Genomic DNA, 15,768 nt, shown 5'->3' with positions numbered 1-15,768 from the left:
AAATGGTAACATTCATTATTTTTATATGGTTAATACTATTATCAATTGTATCTTTGATTAATTTATCTTTGTTAATATCATTATGGAGAAAATTTAATAATTTTTCTATATCTATTGATTCCTCAATTGAGGATCAATCAAATACTTTATTAGCAAGATTTCAAAAAATTACATCTTCAAGGTTAAGAGCATTAGATAATAAAATTGAAATTTTAGATCAATTAATAAAAGACGCAGATGAAGCTTATATGAAATCATTTTCTATGTTAACAGATTTGGAAAAAAAGAATGATGAATTAAAAAGAATTAAAACATTTGAAAGAGTAAAGAAAGAAAAATCTCATTTTTCCAGTGTTGATTCTGGAAATATCGAAGTTCCAGAAATAAAAAGAGAAGAGAAAAAGATAGTAACAAACGAATATTACAATCTTCAAAATACGTTTAAAAATGAAAAATCAAGTGAGGAAAAACATGGGGTTCAAAAAAGTCCAGAGCAAATTTTAAAAGAAAAAATAATTGATTATTACAATAAAGGAATGAGTGTAAATGAAATAGCTAAAATGCTTGATAAAGGGTCAGGCGAAGTGAAATTAATAATTGATTTATATTATAAAAATGCACATTGATGAAATTAAAATTTTATTAATTTATATGATGAAATTTAAATAGGCAACTAGTGTTGCCCATTTTTTGTAATGAGGTGATTTTAATGCTTTACTTGATATTAATTGCATTTTTAATTGGTTTTCTCTTAGGTATGAAGGGTAAATTAAAATTTTTAAAAAAATGGAATGTTATAACTATATCAACTGTTTTATTACTGTTTTTTATGGGTTTTGAATTGGGATCTGATAAAAATTTAATAAAACAATTATCTGAAATAGGTTATTTATCTTTTTTAATAGCTTTATTTGCTATAATTGGTAGCGCCTTATTACCTACAATATATGAAAAAATATTTTTGAATAAAGGTGATAAAAAATGATATTATTAATTTCATCAGTAGCTTTAGGAATTTTTCTGGGGTATTTTATTAATATCCCCATTCCGGAAAATTTAATTACTATTTTACTTATGATTCTTGTATTTTCTGTTGGTGTTGATATTGGTTCTGAAGAAAAAATTTTATTAAAAATAAAAAGTAGTTTAAAAGTTATTTTTGTTCAAACATTTTTGGTAATAATAGGAAGTCTTGTTTTTGGAGGATTTGTTTCATTTTTTACACAATTGGATTTTAAAGAGGCCCTTGGAGCCGCAGCAGGAATGGGATGGTATTCTCTATCTGGTGTAATGATAAGTTCAATGTATTCACCTTTTCTTGGAGCGGTAGCTTTCTTATCAAATGTATTTAGAGAAATAATGGGAATACTTTTAATTCCATTATACGCAAAATTTTCTGAGCATGGTGCTATTGGAATAGCTGGTGCTCCAGCTATGGATACGTTACTTGGAGTTGTATCTAAAAGTGTAAAAAAAGAAAAAATACTCATAAGCTTTGGTCAAGGAGTTATCCTTTCAATTTTAATTCCAGTATTGATCACTCTTATTTTTTAAATTATTAATTATATATTTATATCAAAAAACCTTTAATTAAATTACAATATGTATTTAATTTTTCTAAAAATGCTGCATGGCCAGCATTTTTTATTATTATAAGTTCTGAATTTTTAATTTTGTTATTAATATATATCATGTCAGAAATTGGAGTAATTATATCTTCATCTGCAGCTATTAATAATGTTTCACATTTAATTTTTTCTAAATCATCAGAAACATCAAAAGTAGTATTTGATGATGCTAATCTAATAAAACTATCAAACCATTCTTTTGTTAGCAATTCTTTAAATATTTTTCTTCTATTTTGTAGCCATTCAAAATTATTATTGTAAAAAGTTTTTGAATAAATAAAAGGTAAAGCAAGGTCAAAAAATACTTCACCATTATAACTTTTCGCAGCAACTTTCCAAGCTTCTCCAATAGAAGTCAAAAAATTATCCACCTTATAAGTAGTATTTGATAATATTAATTTATCAATGTATTCAGGATATTTAGAAGCAAAAATCTCCGCAACCTGACCCCCATAGGATAATCCAAGTAAATTTACTTTTTTAAAACCTAAATAATCTATTAATTTTTTTAAATCTTCCGAATGAATTGATATATTATATCCTCCATTTAATTTTTCCGATCTTCCTTGATCTCTCATGTCATAAACTATTACTTTAAAATATTTGCTTAAAAATCTTATATGTTCTGACCAGCTTACAGTACTCATCATTATTCCATTTAATAATATTAATGGATCGCCTTCTCCATAAACTTCATAATATATACCCAATTCTTCAAAAAACACATGAATCACCCCTCAATATTTTTATTTAATTATAACATAAAATATAAAAAATCAAAAAAAGAAATATTAAATAAATAAGCAATAATTATCTTTAAATTAAAATAATCAACTAAAATATAAGATAATTCACTGTTAATGTATTTTTATTTAAATGTAAAAAGAGTTAAAATGAGAAGTGATTCATAAATAATGAGAAATGATTCATATATTAGAAACAGGAGGGAAAGAGGAATGAGAATGGAAGGGAAAGTATGTATAGTAACAGGAGGAGCAAGGGGATTAGGAAGAGCGATGGTAGAAAGATTTGCAGAAGAAGGAGCAAAAGTAGTATATGCATGTGATTTAAACGAAGAAGGATTAAAAGAATTAGAAAGCAAATATGAAAATGTAAAAGGATATAAATTAAGTGTAACAGATAGAAAAGCAATAGCAGAATTTAAAGAAAAAGTAATAGCAGAAGAAGGAAAAGTAGATGTATTAGTAAATAATGCAGGGATAACAAGAGATGCATTAATACAAAAAATGACAGAAGAAGATTGGGACATGGTAATAGATGTAAATTTAAAAGGAGTATTTAACATGACCCAACAATTTGGACCAGAAATGATGAAAGCAGGAAAAGGATCAATAATAAACATATCATCAGTAGTAGGGATATATGGAAACATAGGACAAACAAATTATGCAGCAACAAAAGGTGGAGTGATAGCAATGACAAAAACATGGGCGAAAGAATTTGCAAGAAAAGGAGCACAAGTAAGAGTAAATGCAATAGCACCAGGATTCATAAAAACACCAATGACAAAAGATTTACCAGAAAAAGTAATAGAATTAGTAAAAAGCAAAACAGTATTACAAAGAATGGGAGAAGCAAAAGAAATAGCAAACACAGCATTATTCCTCGCAAGTGATGAAAGTAGTTTCATAACAGGACAAGTAATAAGTGTAGATGGTGGATTAGTACTATAAAAATGGATGTCCAAAAAAGTAAAGAAAATTATAAAATAATGCTCTTCACCAGGTGAAAATTCTGAGTCCTCGAAAATTCTCATTTTAGCAGGTCGTGTCAGACTCACATCCGTGTTCGGCTTCACTCAATTTTGCATCCATGCAAAATTGACCTGCTCCATTCGAATTTTCTCGGGAATTTTCAATGGTTCATCACATTATTTTTATAAATTTTCTTTTATGAAGATCAAACAACCTTCGAGTTTTCATTCGTTTTATTTTTGAATTCCAATAATATATCGAGAACTATCAGATCTTGGGCATTACGTATGAAAAAAAATAAGAGAAGGAACAAAGGGGGAAAAGAAATGGAAAAAGTATATATAGTAGGAGCAAAAAGGACAGCAATAGGAAGTTTTGGAGGGACATTAAAAGATAAAAAAGCAGCAGAATTAGGAGCAGAAGCAATAAAAGCGGCATTAGAACAAGCAGGAGTAGCGCCAGAACAAGTAGATCACACAGTAGCAGGAAACGTATTAATGGCAGGACAAGGAATGGGACCAGCAAGACAAGCAGCGATATATGCAGGAATACCAGTAGAAAAACCAGCATACACAGTACATATGGTATGTGGAAGTGGAATGAAAGCAATAATGTTAGCAGCAAATGAAATAAAATTAGGAAATGCAGAAATAGTAGTAGCAGCAGGAATGGAAAGCATGTCAAACGCACCGATGTTACTACCAGCAAAAGCAAGATTTGGACTAAAATTTGGAAATATAGAAATGATAGATCACATGGTATATGATGGATTAACAGACGTATTCAATCAATATCACATGGGAATAACAGCAGAAAACTTAGTAGAAAAATATGGATTAACAAGAGAAGAACAAGATGAATTTGCAGCAATCAGTCAGCAAAGAGCAGAAAAAGCGATAAAAGAAGGGAAATTCAAAGACGAAATAGTACCAATAGAAATAAAAACAAGAAAAGAAACAAAAATATTTGACACAGACGAATATCCCAGATTTGGAACAACAAAAGAAACATTAGCGAAACTCAGACCAGCATTCAAAAAAGATGGGACAGTAACAGCAGGGAACTCATCAGGGATAAACGATGGAGCAAGTGCGATGATACTTGCATCAGAAAGTGCAGTAAAAAAATATGGACTAAAACCATTAGCAGAAATAATAGCATATGAACAAGGAGGAGTAGATCCAAGTATAATGGGAATAGGACCAGTAGCAGCGATAACAAACTTAATAGAAAAAAAAGGAATAAAATTAGAACAAATGGAACTATTAGAATTAAACGAAGCATTTGCAGCACAATCAATAGCAGTAATAAAAGAACTCAGTGAAAAATATGGAGTAACAAAAGAATGGTTTATGGAAAGGACAAATGTAAATGGAGGAGCAATAGCATTAGGACATCCAATAGGAGCATCAGGAAACAGAATAACAGTAACGTTATTATATGAAATGAAAAAGAGAAATTTAGAATATGGATTAGCATCATTATGTATTGGTGGAGGTATGGGTACTGCTATTGTTATTAAAAATTTGTGATAATAAATAGAAGGTGAAATAATGAATGTTGGAATAATGGGAATTGGAACATATATACCAGAAACTTATATTACAGCAGAAGAAATATCGGAAAAAAGTAAAATACCAATTGAGGTTATTAAAGAAAAGTTTGGTGTTTTAAAGAAACCTATTCCAGGACCTAATGATACAACAAGTTATATGGGTATAAAAGCAGCAGAAAAGGCAATAGAAAATGCTGATATAAATCCTGAAGAAATTGATTTAATAATATGGAATGGTGGACAACATAAGGATTATCCATGTTGGTTAGCTGGTTTAAAAGTAGCAAATGAAATAGGTGCAGTAAATGCTTGGTCATTTGATATGGAAGCAATGTGTGGTTCTATGATGAGCGGTATGGAAGTTGCTCGCTCAATGATGATTGCTAATGAAGATTTGAATACTGTATTATTGGTAAGTGGTTATAGAAACGGGGATTTAATTAATTATAATGTAAAAGAAACCTCTTTTATGTTTGATATTGGCGCAGGTGGGGCTGCTATGGTTTTAAGAAAAAATTATAATAAAAATGTGATTCTAGGTACAGCTTTTAAAGGTGATGGTTCTTTTTCAGAAGATTGTGTAGTAGAAGTTGGTGGAACAAAAAAATGGCCAATGGAAGAAAAAGATGTAAATAGATTGCATTTTGTTGTTAGAGATGTTGAAAGTTTTAAAGAAAAACTAAAAGAAAAAACAATGCCAAATTTTTATTATGTAATTGATAAATCTTTAGAAAAATCCAAACTATCTCGAAAGAATATTGATTATTTAGCAATATTGCACTTTAAACGTTCTGCACATTATGCTGTTTTAGAAGAATTAGGATTAAGAGAAGAACAATCTATTTATTTGGAAAATTATGGTCATATTGGACAAAATGATCAAATATTATCAATTGAATTAGGTTTGAAATCTGGAAAAATTAAAGATGGTAACAATATAGTAATGGTAGGTGCTGGTTTAGGTTTTGTTTGGGCATCTGCAGTTGTAAAATGGGGAGAATTTAAGGGGTGATAATATGTGGAAAGCTATGTATGAAAATAGGTTAAAAAATATAGAAGAAGTTATTCTTTCTTTGCCTAAAAGAGCAACTATTATAACTGGTTTAGCTTCTGCAGAGGCACAAGGATTATTAGAAAATTTGCACAAGTATAAAAAACATTTTGAAAGACTAAAAGTAGTTACTTGTTTGAATATGAAGGAATATGATTTTTTTATGAATGAAGAATATGAAGATGTATATGACAATCATTCCTGGTTTTTAAGTCCTCCTACAAGAAAAGCGCAAAAAATGGGATTAAATACAGTTGATTTTATACCGAATAATTTGCATATGGCAGGAACTGACAAATTAATGGCTGAAAAAGAAGAGGGTAATATAGTTATATTTTGGGGAACAGTTACACCAATGCATGAAAAAACTGGTTATTTTAATTTAGGTATATCCAATGTATATGAACTTGATGTTTTGGAAAATGCTGATATGGTAATTTTAGAAGTAAATGATAAATTTATCTGGACACATGGTGAAACTCAAGTACATATATCACAAGCAAATTACATTGTGGAAAATTCATGGGATATACCAGAATTACCTATTGTTGAACCAACTGAAACAGAAAAAATAATTGCACAATATATATCAGAATTAGTAGATGATGGTTCAACATTACAAATAGGAATAGGAGGTATTCCTAATGCTGTTGCAAAGCTATTAAATCATAAAAAGGATTTAGGAATTCACACTGAAATGTTTACAGAATCGATGATAGATCTTTTTGAATCTGGAGCAATAACTAATATGAAAAAAACACTTTGGAAAGGTAAATTTGTTTGTACATTTGCTTTAGGGACAAAAAGAATGTATGAATGGTTAAATAACAATCCAGGAGTATGGATTATGAGAGGACGGTATGTCAATGATCCATATATTATAGCTAAAAATGATAATATGGTAAGTATTAATACAGCTATTACTATAGATTTAAGCGGTCAAGTATGTTCGGAGTCACTTGGTACTAGACAATATTCTGGTACAGGAGGTCAATTGGATACTCATAGAGGTGCTGTGATGAGTAAGAATGGAAAAGGTATTATAGCATTAAGATCTACAGCTAAAAAAGGTACTATTTCAACTATTGTACCTATGTTACCTCAAGGTTCTTATGTAACTGTTCCAAGGCAAGATTTGGATTATGTGGTAACTGAATATGGAGTTGCACATTTAAGGGGTAAAAGTTTTAGAGAAAGGGTAAAAGCAATGATAAATATTTCTCATCCGGATTTTAGAGATGAATTAAAAAAAGAAGCTAAAAAATTAGGATATTTATAAGGGGGGTATTAGAATGAAAAAGGTATTATTAGTAGTTTTAAGTATTGTTTTAATGATGAGTTTTGTTTTTGCAGAAGATGGAGTTACTGATACAGAGATAAAGATAGGAACATTTCAGGCTATGTCTGGACCAGTTGCAGTTATTGGTCAAAGTGTTGCAAATGGCATGAATGCATATTTTAATTACATTAATGAAAATGGTGGAGTTTATGGAAGAAAAATTAATTTGATAGTTGCTGATGACCAATTTAATCCTGCAAAAACTACAGTTGAAGTAAAAAGAATGATAGAAAATGATAAGGTTTTTGCATTAGTAGGTGGATTAGGAACTCCGGGAAACTTAGCAGTAATGGATTATGTAAACGAAAAAAAGGTTCCATATGTATATCAGGCTAGTGGATCATCATTATTAGCTATACCACCTAAAAAATATATATTTCCAGTTCAACCGAATTATACTTTGGAAGGTAATATTGTAATGAATTATTTAGTCAAAACAAAAAGATCAAAAAAAATAGCTATAGTATATAGAAATGATGATGCCGGTAAAGAATTTTTAAAATCTGCACTAGAAACATTAAAAGATAAATATGGAATGAAGCCTGTAGAAACTATTGCGATTAATCCAACTGCTAACGATTTCTCAACAGAAATTACTAAATTAATTGCAAAGCAACCAGATGCAATTGCTGTAATGTTATTTATACCTCAATCAGTTAATTTTGTAAAACAGGCAAAACAATATGGATTAAAAAGACAAAAATATGTATTAACTTACGCTAATTCAGATGCTTCTTATATATATTTAGCCAAAGACGCTGCAGAAGGTGTAGAAGCTATGGCATGGGTAAATGTAGATTTTTCTAAACCTGATTTAAAACCTTTCCAAATTTATAAAAAATATTATAATCAAATGCCTAATGCATATGCTATTGCTGGTATGATAGCAGCAGAAGTTTTTGTTGAAGGATTACAAAGAGCAGGTAAAGATTTAACTAGAGAAAATTTAGTGAAAGCGCTGGAAAGCATGAATAAATGGTCTGGGATGTTAGCTCATGAAATAACATATAAACCATATGATCCAAATGATAATACTTGTAGATTAGGTAAGCAATCAATGTATGTACTAAGAGTTAGAAAAGGTGTTTGGACACAAATGACAAATTGGATTTATTATGATAAATAATAATTGATATTTTGCGGGGGTATCCCCCGCTTTATTAAAAGAGGTGAAATAATGCTTGAAATAAAAAATGTAACAGTTAAATTTGGTGGTTTAACTGCAGTAAAGAATATGAGCATGACTATTGAGAAAGGGAAAATACATTCATTAATTGGTCCGAATGGTGCTGGCAAAACCACATTATTTAATGTAATAACAGGTGTTGTAAAACCTGTAAGTGGTGAAGTAATTTTCCAAGGAAAAAATTTATTAAAAGTTAAGCCTGAAGAAATAATATATAAAGGAATAACAAGAACATTTCAAAATTTGCAATTATTTAATTTTTTAAATGTGTATGAGAACATATATTCTGGTATTGTACATAATTTTAATGGAGATATTATTCAATTGATTAATGGGAAATCAAAAAGTTTTGAAAAAGATATTAGGGATAAAATTCTTGGAATTGCTGAGTTATTAGGTATAAAAAATAGATTATCTTCTTATCCAACGCAACTTTCGTATGGTATTTTAAAAAGGATAGAAATAGCTCGAGCTATAGTTTCAGAACCGAAAATTATTTTATTTGATGAGCCAGCTGCAGGATTAAATACTGAAGAAACCAACGAAATTGAAGATATCTTTAAATTAATTAATAAAAAAAGAGAAATTACTATATTATTAGTAGAGCATGATATGAGTTTGGTTATGAACATTTCAGATAAAATAACTGTTATGAGTTTTGGAGAAAAAATTGCAGAAGGAACGCCTGATGAAATAGCTAATAATGAAGAAGTAATAAAAGTATATTTGGGGGAGAATGAGAATGCTTAAAATAAATAATTTGATAGTTAATTATGGTCATGTAAATGCAGTTAAAGGTATTTCATTTGAAATAAAAAAAGGAGAAATAGTTTCTATATTAGGTGCTAATGGCGCCGGTAAAACATCAACATTATTTGGAATTCTGAAATTAGTAAAAAGTAAAAGAGAATTATTTTTTAATGAGGAAGATATTTCTAAAGAAAACACTCAAAAATTAGTAAAAAGGGGTATTATACTTTGCCCGGAAAATAGAAGGATTTTTCCAGGATTAAATGTTGAAGAAAATTTGAAAATGGGAAGTTTTATTCGTGGAGATGAAAAAAATAATTTGGAAAAGGTGTATAACCTTTTTCCAATTTTAAAAGATAGAAAAAAACAATTTGCTGGTTCATTATCTGGCGGAGAACAACAAATGTTAGCTGTTGGAAGAGCATTAATGAGTGATCCCAAAATATTGATGCTTGACGAGCCTTCTTTAGGTTTAGCCCCTATTATAGTTGATGAAATATTTAATGTATTAATTGAATTAAAAAAAGAAGGAATTTCTATTTTGTTAGTTGAGCAAAATGCTATTAAAGCTTTAAAAATAAGTGATAGAGCATATATTTTGGAAACAGGTAAAATAGTACATTCAGGCAATGCTAAAAAAATGCTTCAAGATGAAAAAATAAAAAAAGCTTATCTTGGTAGGTGAGGTAAATGTTGATATTACAGAGTATTATTTTAGGAATACCACAAGGAGCATTATATGGACTAATGGCTTTTGGAATAGCTTTAATATTTAGAAGTGTGGGAGTTATGAATTTTGCTCATGGACATGCAGGAATGATAGCAACATTTTTTGCATTTACAATATATACAATTACTAATAGTTTAATTATATCAATATTGTCAGCATTATTTTTCGGATTTTTTCTTGGATATTTAATAGATAAAATACTAAAACCTATAAAACATATATCTCATGGTGGAATGTTAATTGTTACTTTAGGATTATTGATGATATTTGAAGGACTGAGTGTATTAATTTGGGGAACTGATTATCAATCTTTTCCAGAATTATTTACAGGTCCACCATTAATAATGCATTTAGGAGAAAATATATTAGTTATGCCTATAAATGATTTGGGAATTACAATTATTTCGCTTTCGGTGGCTATTATAATGGCATTATTTTTGAAATTTACTAAATTAGGAACTGCAATAAGAGCAAGATCTCAAGATGAAATTGGTGCTGGTGTAGTAGGAATTAGTATAAACAAAATAGATTCCATAGTGTGGGGTATAGGAATTATGCTCTCTGCTTTAGTAGGTATTTTAATAGCTCCTAAAGAATATATACATCCTAATATGATGATTAATATGCAATTATATGGATTTACTGCGGGTGTTTTAGGTGGTTTTTCTAGTTTATTTGGAGCTATTTTTGGTGGGATTATTTTAGGGATACTTGAAAAAATAGTTGGTATGTATATTTCTCCTGATTTTCAATTATCTATAGTGTTAGCTTTAATTATTATTATGTTAGTGGTAAAGCCCTCTGGAATATTTTCTAAAGGTTTTGAAGGGAGAGTTTAAGATGAAGCAATCATTATATATTTTATTATTTGGTGTAATATTGGGTTTAATATTTATATCTAAACCATTTATTTTATTGATTTTTTCAAGTATTTTAATATTTTCTATATCTGCATTAGGTTTAAATATTATATCGGGATATGCTGGACAAATTTCTATTGGTCATGGAGCATTTATGGCAATTGGTGCATATACTACAGCATATTTAACTTTAAATTTTCATATGCCTTTTGTTGTAAATTTATTTATTTCTATAGTATTATCAGCAATATTAGGATTGTTAATAGGATTGCCAGCTCTGAGATTAAAAGGATTTTACTTAGCAATTGCTACAATGGCATTTGGTATTGCAATTGAGCAATTAATAGGTGCAATAGAACCACTGGGTGGACATATAGGATTAAGAAATATACCATCATTAATTAAAAATGACTTTGGAATGTATATAATTAATTTAATTTTTTATGTTATATTAACTTTTTTTGCTTTAAAAATAGTAAATTCACCTATTGGTATAAAATATAAAATGGTAAGAGAAAGCGAAGTGGCTTCTAAAGCCTATGGGATAAATATATCATATATAAAACTTCATGCATTTGTTATTAGTGCTATTTTAGGTGGAATTTCTGGAACATTATATGCGCATACATTAGGATATGTTTCTCCATCTGATTTTGGTTTATCCACATCATTGAATTTATTAGCTATGATTATTATAGGAGGGATTTCTACAATACATGGGGGATTAATAGGCGCTACCATTATAACTGGATTACCATTTTTATTTTCAAGATCTTCAATACCAATGTCTTTAATTTTTGGAACACTATTAATAATATTTGTGTTGTTTTTTCCAAAAGGTATTTTTTACGGATTATTAATGGGATTTTATAAGTATTTTGAGATACCATATGTTAAAATAAAAAAAAGTGCATGGAGGCGAAAAAATATGGGGGAAAAATATATTGAAGTTAACAATAAGAAAATTTGTTATTATGAGAATGGTAATGGAAAACCTGTTATAATGATACATGGAAATTTTGCATCTGCTCGTTGGTATCAAAAAGTTATGGATATTGAAGGATATCATACATATGCCATGGATTTACCTAATTTTGGTAGAAGTGATAGAATAGAAAAATGTGATATAGATTTATATGCAGATTATGTGAAAATGTTTATGGATAAATTACAGATAGAAAAAGCTATTATAGTAGGACATTCTTTGGGAGGAGCAGTTGCTCAATCTTTAAGTTTTAGATACCCAGAAAAATCCGAAAAAATGATTTTGATTGATTCAGCACCAATTGACGGATTAAAAACACCTGAGGAATATTACCCTATTTTGGAAATGTATAAAGGTAATAAAACATTATTAAAACAAGCTTTAAATGGAATTATGCCAGAAAATAAAGATGAAAAACTCCTCGATGAATTAACTAATGAAGCATTATTAATGAAAGAAGAATGTTTTACAGGAAATGCAAGAGCATTAGAAAAAATTAATTATGTAAATTTAGCAAAAAATTATAAGAATAAAGTTTTATTCATTGTGGGTAAAAAGGATTTATTAATAACTGAAGAAATGGCTAAAAACACTATTCGATATTTAAAAGGCGAAATAAAAATTATTGAACATGTAGGACATTCTGTAATTGTTGAAGATCCTGAGTTATTTAAGGAGATAATGAAAAATTTTTGATTTTTGGAGTTGATGCTATGAAAAAAAAGAGAAATGTAAAAGAAAAACTTATTGAATCTGCAATTGAATTATTTTCAAAACGCTGGTATGATACCGTTTCCGTAGCTGAAATTTGTAGAAATGCTGAATTATCAAATGGCGTATTTTATAATTATTTTAAAAATAAACAAGAACTTTTTGAGTTTTTATTAAAAGATTTATTAGATGTATTTGAAAAGGAATTTTATCAATTTTATGGTAATACTGTAGAAGAAAAACTAAAATCATTTTTCAATATAGTATTTGAAGCAGCAATAAAATATAAACCTCTTGTGACAATTTTTAGAGAAGGACAATATCGATTTCCAAAATATGAAAAAAAACTTAGAAATATATATATTGACATATTAGAAAAAATTTTTGATAGAAAAATTAATGAAGTAGATTACATATATATAATAGGTGGATTGAGATTTTTAGGGATTATGTCATCATATGGATGGATCAATCTAGAAGAAAAAAATTTTTATGACATGATTTTTAATGGTATTTTTGAAGAAAAAGTAAAAGAAAATTTATTTAATTTGAATATTAGGGATTGTGAAGAATTAGAAAAAACAACAAAGCAAGTTTTAATAGAAGCAGGCATAGAACTTTTTAGTAAAAAGGGATTTCATAAGGTTAAAATTTTTGAGATAACAAATTATGTTAATCTTGCTGTAGGGACATTTTATATTTATTTTTCAAGCAAAGAAGAATTTTTAAGGGAGATTGTAAAACAAATAAGTCGTAAAACGCGATTTTTCATTTCAAGGAATATACCTGAACATTTGAATAGATTGGAAAAAGAAATTGTCGGTATATATTTGTTTTTAGAATTTTTTTCTAAAAATAGAAACTATTACGAGATAATAAGAGAAGCTGAATTTGTCGTTAAGGATGAAGTAAAAAAATATTATGAAGATTTTAAAAAAGGATATTTAGAAAATTTAGAAAATATTAAAAATGATAATAAAGAAATGACAGCGATGTTTTTAATGGGTATTTCACATTATACGGGTATTGAGTATTTATTTGAAAATACTATAAAAAATAAAGAAGATTTTTTGATGAAACTATCAGAATATTTATCCCGTGGAATATTGAAATGACACCCTGATGGGTGTCATTTATTATTTAATGCTATAAGGTATATGTCTCTTATTTCTTTTTCGCCTAATTTTTTAAGCTTACCCATTGGAGCTCTTTGAACAGCATTTTCAACTAATTTATCAATATCGTTTTCTGTAGCTCCTATTTCTTTTAATGAAATTGGTTGTCCTATTTTTTTATACCATTCTTTTAAAGCTTCAATTCCAAGTTTAGCATCTGTAGAAGGATTTCCCGTATCTATATTGAATATTTCTTTAGCAAATCTATCAAATTTATCAATATCTTCATTTTTTACATATTCTAACCATGCTGGGAATATAATAGCCAATCCTTCACCATGAGCTATATCAAATAATGCAGAGACAGAATGTTCTAATCCGTGGCTAGACCAATCACCTCCAGAAGATCCAGCCATCAACAATCCATTTAAAGCTAAAGTTGCACTCCAAGCTAAATTAGAGCGAGCATCATAATCTTTAGGATTATTTAATAAAATTTCTGTACTTTTTATAACTGTTCTAATAATACCTTCTGCTATTTGTGATTGAATTTCTGTTCCTGGAGTTCCATCAAAATAATATTCCATTACATGACTTATCGCATCAACAGCACCATTTATAGTTTGTTTTGTAGGTAATGTGTATTGTGCAGTTGGATCTATAATAGAAACTTTTGGATATAATGCCTTAGAATGAGTTGCCCATTTTTGCTTAGTTTCTTCTTTGGTAATGACAGAGTTTCCGTTCATTTCGGAACCAGTAGCTGAAAGAGTTAAAACAGTGAAAAGAGGTAAAGCTTTTTCTATATTATATTTCCCAGAATATGCATCCCAAATATCTCCATCATAATAAAATCCTCCAGCTATAGCTTTTGAAGAATCTATAACACTTCCACCACCTACAGCTAAAATGCCTTCTACATTGTTTTCTTTAGCAATTTTAATACCTTCATATACTTTAGATAATCTGGGATTAGGTTTAACTCCAGACACTTCTATCCATTCTATGTTATTTTCTTTAAGCGAATTAATTACAACATCATAAACGCCATTCTTTTTTATTGAACCTCCACCATAGTGCAATAAAATTTTTTTAATACCATGATTTTTAATTTCTTTACCAATTTCTTTTATGGTATTTTCTCCAAAGATTAATTTTGTTGGATTATGAAAAACAAAATTTTTCATTCAAACACCCCCTTATATAATTAGTTTTCCTAATTATATTATATCATAAATTAAAAAAATTTTTAAGTGTTATGGTTAGACACCAATTTTTTTCTTCATTTGGCTCAAAAGTTAAGTATTTTCCATGTTTTTTGGCTATTTCAAGCGAGTCATAGAAACCATTACATGGTTCTATTGCACAATTATATTCACCTTTAAAACCACCTTCATTTTTCCATACTCCAACATAAGGAATATCTTTAAAATAAATTTCGTATAACAATTTATTATTATTTAAAGTAACTTCTGCAGAGTCAATTTTATCTAATAAATAAAATTTTTCCGTATTTTTAGATTCAACAGGTAAAAATTTGTTTAGATAATAATTATTATATATGGGGTAATCACAAATGTTTTCTCCATTTCCTAAATATTTACTATCTTTTTTTATGTTTAGTACTTTATTTATACCATCTAAAATAATTTCGCTATTATTGTCTATTGCAAGTAGTCCATGAAATGCCCAAAATCCTCTAAATAAATGATTGTTTAGATTTTTTACTGAGTAATTGAATGTAATACTATTATTATTTAATTCAATAGTTCTCTTAAAAATATAATTAAATTTAGGGCTTTTAACTTCACAAAATATACTATTATGTATTTTTTTACATTTCCACGGAATACTCCATAATTCACCATGATCAGGCAGTTTTTTGCCATAAAATTCTTCAAAAGGATAAATGCCTTCATCTATATTTGGAAACATTTCATCAATTCCAGAAGTATCATATTTTTCAAAAGAATCACCATATCTTGCAATTTTGTACCTTTTTTTTGGCGGCTGGAATAAAACCTCAAATTTTTGTGGTTTATAATATATGGATGCAATTTTTGCACCTAGTTCTGGTATAACATCCACTTTGATATACTCATTTTCAATATATAATGACTTTAAGTTATAATATTTCATAAAG

General features: G+C 28.4%; 16 protein-coding genes. 13 read left to right on the top strand and 3 right to left on the bottom strand.

Going from position 1 to position 15,768, the window contains the following annotated elements; all coding sequences use genetic code 11:
* Positions 1 to 2: 2 nt before the first annotated feature.
* From JRV97_RS00765 to JRV97_RS00755, 3 genes are all read left to right on the top strand, one after another.
* Positions 3 to 626, top strand: a complete 624-nt coding sequence (locus tag JRV97_RS00765) for a DUF6115 domain-containing protein (RefSeq protein WP_280999299.1) — start codon at positions 3 to 5, stop codon at positions 624 to 626.
* 83 nt (positions 627 to 709) lie between these two features.
* On the top strand, positions 710 to 985 hold the full coding sequence (locus tag JRV97_RS00760; RefSeq protein WP_280999297.1) for a LysO family transporter: 276 nt from the start codon (positions 710 to 712) through the stop codon (positions 983 to 985).
* Entirely contained in the window at positions 982 to 1,554 is a 573-nt protein-coding gene (locus tag JRV97_RS00755; RefSeq protein ID WP_280999295.1) for a lysine exporter LysO family protein, read from the top strand. Before JRV97_RS00760 ends, JRV97_RS00755 begins: the two co-directional genes overlap by 4 nt.
* 16 nt (positions 1,555 to 1,570) lie before the next feature.
* On the opposite strand, the gene JRV97_RS00750 is transcribed toward JRV97_RS00755, so the two are convergent.
* Complete coding sequence (locus JRV97_RS00750) at positions 1,571 to 2,353, bottom strand: alpha/beta fold hydrolase (protein ID WP_280999293.1); 783 nt, start codon at positions 2,351 to 2,353, stop codon at positions 1,571 to 1,573.
* A gap of 231 nt (positions 2,354 to 2,584) precedes the next feature.
* Between JRV97_RS00750 and JRV97_RS00745 the strand changes: the two genes are divergently transcribed.
* The 10 genes from JRV97_RS00745 to JRV97_RS00700 all read left to right on the top strand — a co-directional run bounded on the left by JRV97_RS00745 (position 2,585) and on the right by JRV97_RS00700 (position 13,625).
* Positions 2,585 to 3,322 carry a beta-ketoacyl-ACP reductase gene (locus JRV97_RS00745; RefSeq protein WP_280999291.1) on the top strand — a complete coding sequence of 246 codons (738 nt, stop codon included), beginning with the start codon at positions 2,585 to 2,587 and terminating at the stop codon, positions 3,320 to 3,322.
* 347 nt (positions 3,323 to 3,669) lie between these two features.
* Positions 3,670 to 4,875 carry an acetyl-CoA C-acetyltransferase gene (locus JRV97_RS00740; RefSeq protein WP_280999289.1) on the top strand — a complete coding sequence of 402 codons (1,206 nt, stop codon included), beginning with the start codon at positions 3,670 to 3,672 and terminating at the stop codon, positions 4,873 to 4,875.
* A 21-nt stretch (positions 4,876 to 4,896) separates the two neighbouring features.
* The gene (locus tag JRV97_RS00735; protein WP_280999287.1) at positions 4,897 to 5,910 is read left to right on the top strand and encodes a 3-oxoacyl-ACP synthase; all 1,014 of its coding nucleotides are present in this window, start codon (positions 4,897 to 4,899) and stop codon (positions 5,908 to 5,910) included.
* Between the two features lie 4 nt (positions 5,911 to 5,914).
* Entirely contained in the window at positions 5,915 to 7,228 is a 1,314-nt protein-coding gene (locus JRV97_RS00730; protein WP_280999285.1) for an acetyl-CoA hydrolase/transferase family protein, read from the top strand.
* A 13-nt stretch (positions 7,229 to 7,241) separates the two neighbouring features.
* Complete coding sequence (locus JRV97_RS00725) at positions 7,242 to 8,414, top strand: ABC transporter substrate-binding protein (protein WP_280999284.1); 1,173 nt, start codon at positions 7,242 to 7,244, stop codon at positions 8,412 to 8,414.
* A gap of 51 nt (positions 8,415 to 8,465) precedes the next feature.
* Entirely contained in the window at positions 8,466 to 9,224 is a 759-nt protein-coding gene (locus JRV97_RS00720) for an ABC transporter ATP-binding protein (protein ID WP_280999282.1), read from the top strand.
* On the top strand, positions 9,217 to 9,909 hold the full coding sequence (locus tag JRV97_RS00715; RefSeq protein WP_280999280.1) for an ABC transporter ATP-binding protein: 693 nt from the start codon (positions 9,217 to 9,219) through the stop codon (positions 9,907 to 9,909). Before JRV97_RS00720 ends, JRV97_RS00715 begins: the two co-directional genes overlap by 8 nt.
* Before the next feature lie 5 nt (positions 9,910 to 9,914).
* Positions 9,915 to 10,793, top strand: a complete 879-nt coding sequence (locus JRV97_RS00710) for a branched-chain amino acid ABC transporter permease (RefSeq protein ID WP_280999278.1) — start codon at positions 9,915 to 9,917, stop codon at positions 10,791 to 10,793.
* 1 nt (position 10,794) lies between these two features.
* Positions 10,795 to 12,495 (top strand): alpha/beta fold hydrolase, encoded by a 1,701-nt coding sequence (locus JRV97_RS00705; RefSeq protein WP_280999276.1) that lies wholly within the window; start codon positions 10,795 to 10,797, stop codon positions 12,493 to 12,495.
* Between the two features lie 17 nt (positions 12,496 to 12,512).
* Positions 12,513 to 13,625: a TetR/AcrR family transcriptional regulator gene (locus JRV97_RS00700; protein ID WP_280999274.1), complete on the top strand. Its 1,113-nt coding sequence runs from the start codon at positions 12,513 to 12,515 to the stop codon at positions 13,623 to 13,625.
* Positions 13,626 to 13,639: 14 nt separating this feature from the next.
* Here the strand turns inward: JRV97_RS00700 and JRV97_RS00695 are convergent, their stop codons facing one another.
* Together JRV97_RS00695 and JRV97_RS00690 are read right to left on the bottom strand one after the other, a co-directional pair.
* On the bottom strand, positions 13,640 to 14,812 hold the full coding sequence (locus tag JRV97_RS00695; RefSeq protein ID WP_280999272.1) for an iron-containing alcohol dehydrogenase: 1,173 nt from the start codon (positions 14,810 to 14,812) through the stop codon (positions 13,640 to 13,642).
* A gap of 43 nt (positions 14,813 to 14,855) precedes the next feature.
* Positions 14,856 to 15,764, bottom strand: coding sequence for an aldose epimerase family protein (locus tag JRV97_RS00690; protein WP_280999270.1), 909 nt, complete (start codon positions 15,762 to 15,764; stop codon positions 14,856 to 14,858).
* Positions 15,765 to 15,768: the final 4 nt, after the last annotated feature.

Source organism: Marinitoga aeolica, assembly GCF_029910535.1.
In the GTDB taxonomy this organism is placed as follows: Bacteria; Thermotogota; Thermotogae; order Petrotogales; family Petrotogaceae; genus Marinitoga; species Marinitoga aeolica.
This window is presented reverse-complemented; position numbering and strand designations above follow the sequence as displayed.

What these genes read in the sequence shown, in the direction of transcription:
- JRV97_RS00765 (WP_280999299.1), top strand. Translation starts at nt 3, where the DNA reads ATGGTAACATTCATTATTTTTATATGGTTAATACTATTATCAATTGTA.
- JRV97_RS00760 (WP_280999297.1), top strand. Translation starts at nt 710, where the DNA reads ATGCTTTACTTGATATTAATTGCATTTTTAATTGGTTTTCTCTTAGGT.
- JRV97_RS00755 (WP_280999295.1), top strand. Translation starts at nt 982, where the DNA reads ATGATATTATTAATTTCATCAGTAGCTTTAGGAATTTTTCTGGGGTAT.
- JRV97_RS00745 (WP_280999291.1), top strand. Translation starts at nt 2,585, where the DNA reads ATGAGAATGGAAGGGAAAGTATGTATAGTAACAGGAGGAGCAAGGGGA.
- JRV97_RS00740 (WP_280999289.1), top strand. Translation starts at nt 3,670, where the DNA reads ATGGAAAAAGTATATATAGTAGGAGCAAAAAGGACAGCAATAGGAAGT.
- JRV97_RS00735 (WP_280999287.1), top strand. Translation starts at nt 4,897, where the DNA reads ATGAATGTTGGAATAATGGGAATTGGAACATATATACCAGAAACTTAT.
- JRV97_RS00730 (WP_280999285.1), top strand. Translation starts at nt 5,915, where the DNA reads ATGTGGAAAGCTATGTATGAAAATAGGTTAAAAAATATAGAAGAAGTT.
- JRV97_RS00725 (WP_280999284.1), top strand. Translation starts at nt 7,242, where the DNA reads ATGAAAAAGGTATTATTAGTAGTTTTAAGTATTGTTTTAATGATGAGT.
- JRV97_RS00720 (WP_280999282.1), top strand. Translation starts at nt 8,466, where the DNA reads ATGCTTGAAATAAAAAATGTAACAGTTAAATTTGGTGGTTTAACTGCA.
- JRV97_RS00715 (WP_280999280.1), top strand. Translation starts at nt 9,217, where the DNA reads ATGCTTAAAATAAATAATTTGATAGTTAATTATGGTCATGTAAATGCA.
- JRV97_RS00710 (WP_280999278.1), top strand. Translation starts at nt 9,915, where the DNA reads ATGTTGATATTACAGAGTATTATTTTAGGAATACCACAAGGAGCATTA.
- JRV97_RS00705 (WP_280999276.1), top strand. Translation starts at nt 10,795, where the DNA reads ATGAAGCAATCATTATATATTTTATTATTTGGTGTAATATTGGGTTTA.
- JRV97_RS00700 (WP_280999274.1), top strand. Translation starts at nt 12,513, where the DNA reads ATGAAAAAAAAGAGAAATGTAAAAGAAAAACTTATTGAATCTGCAATT.
- JRV97_RS00695 (WP_280999272.1), bottom strand. Translation starts at nt 14,812, where the DNA reads ATGAAAAATTTTGTTTTTCATAATCCAACAAAATTAATCTTTGGAGAA.
- JRV97_RS00690 (WP_280999270.1), bottom strand. Translation starts at nt 15,764, where the DNA reads ATGAAATATTATAACTTAAAGTCATTATATATTGAAAATGAGTATATC.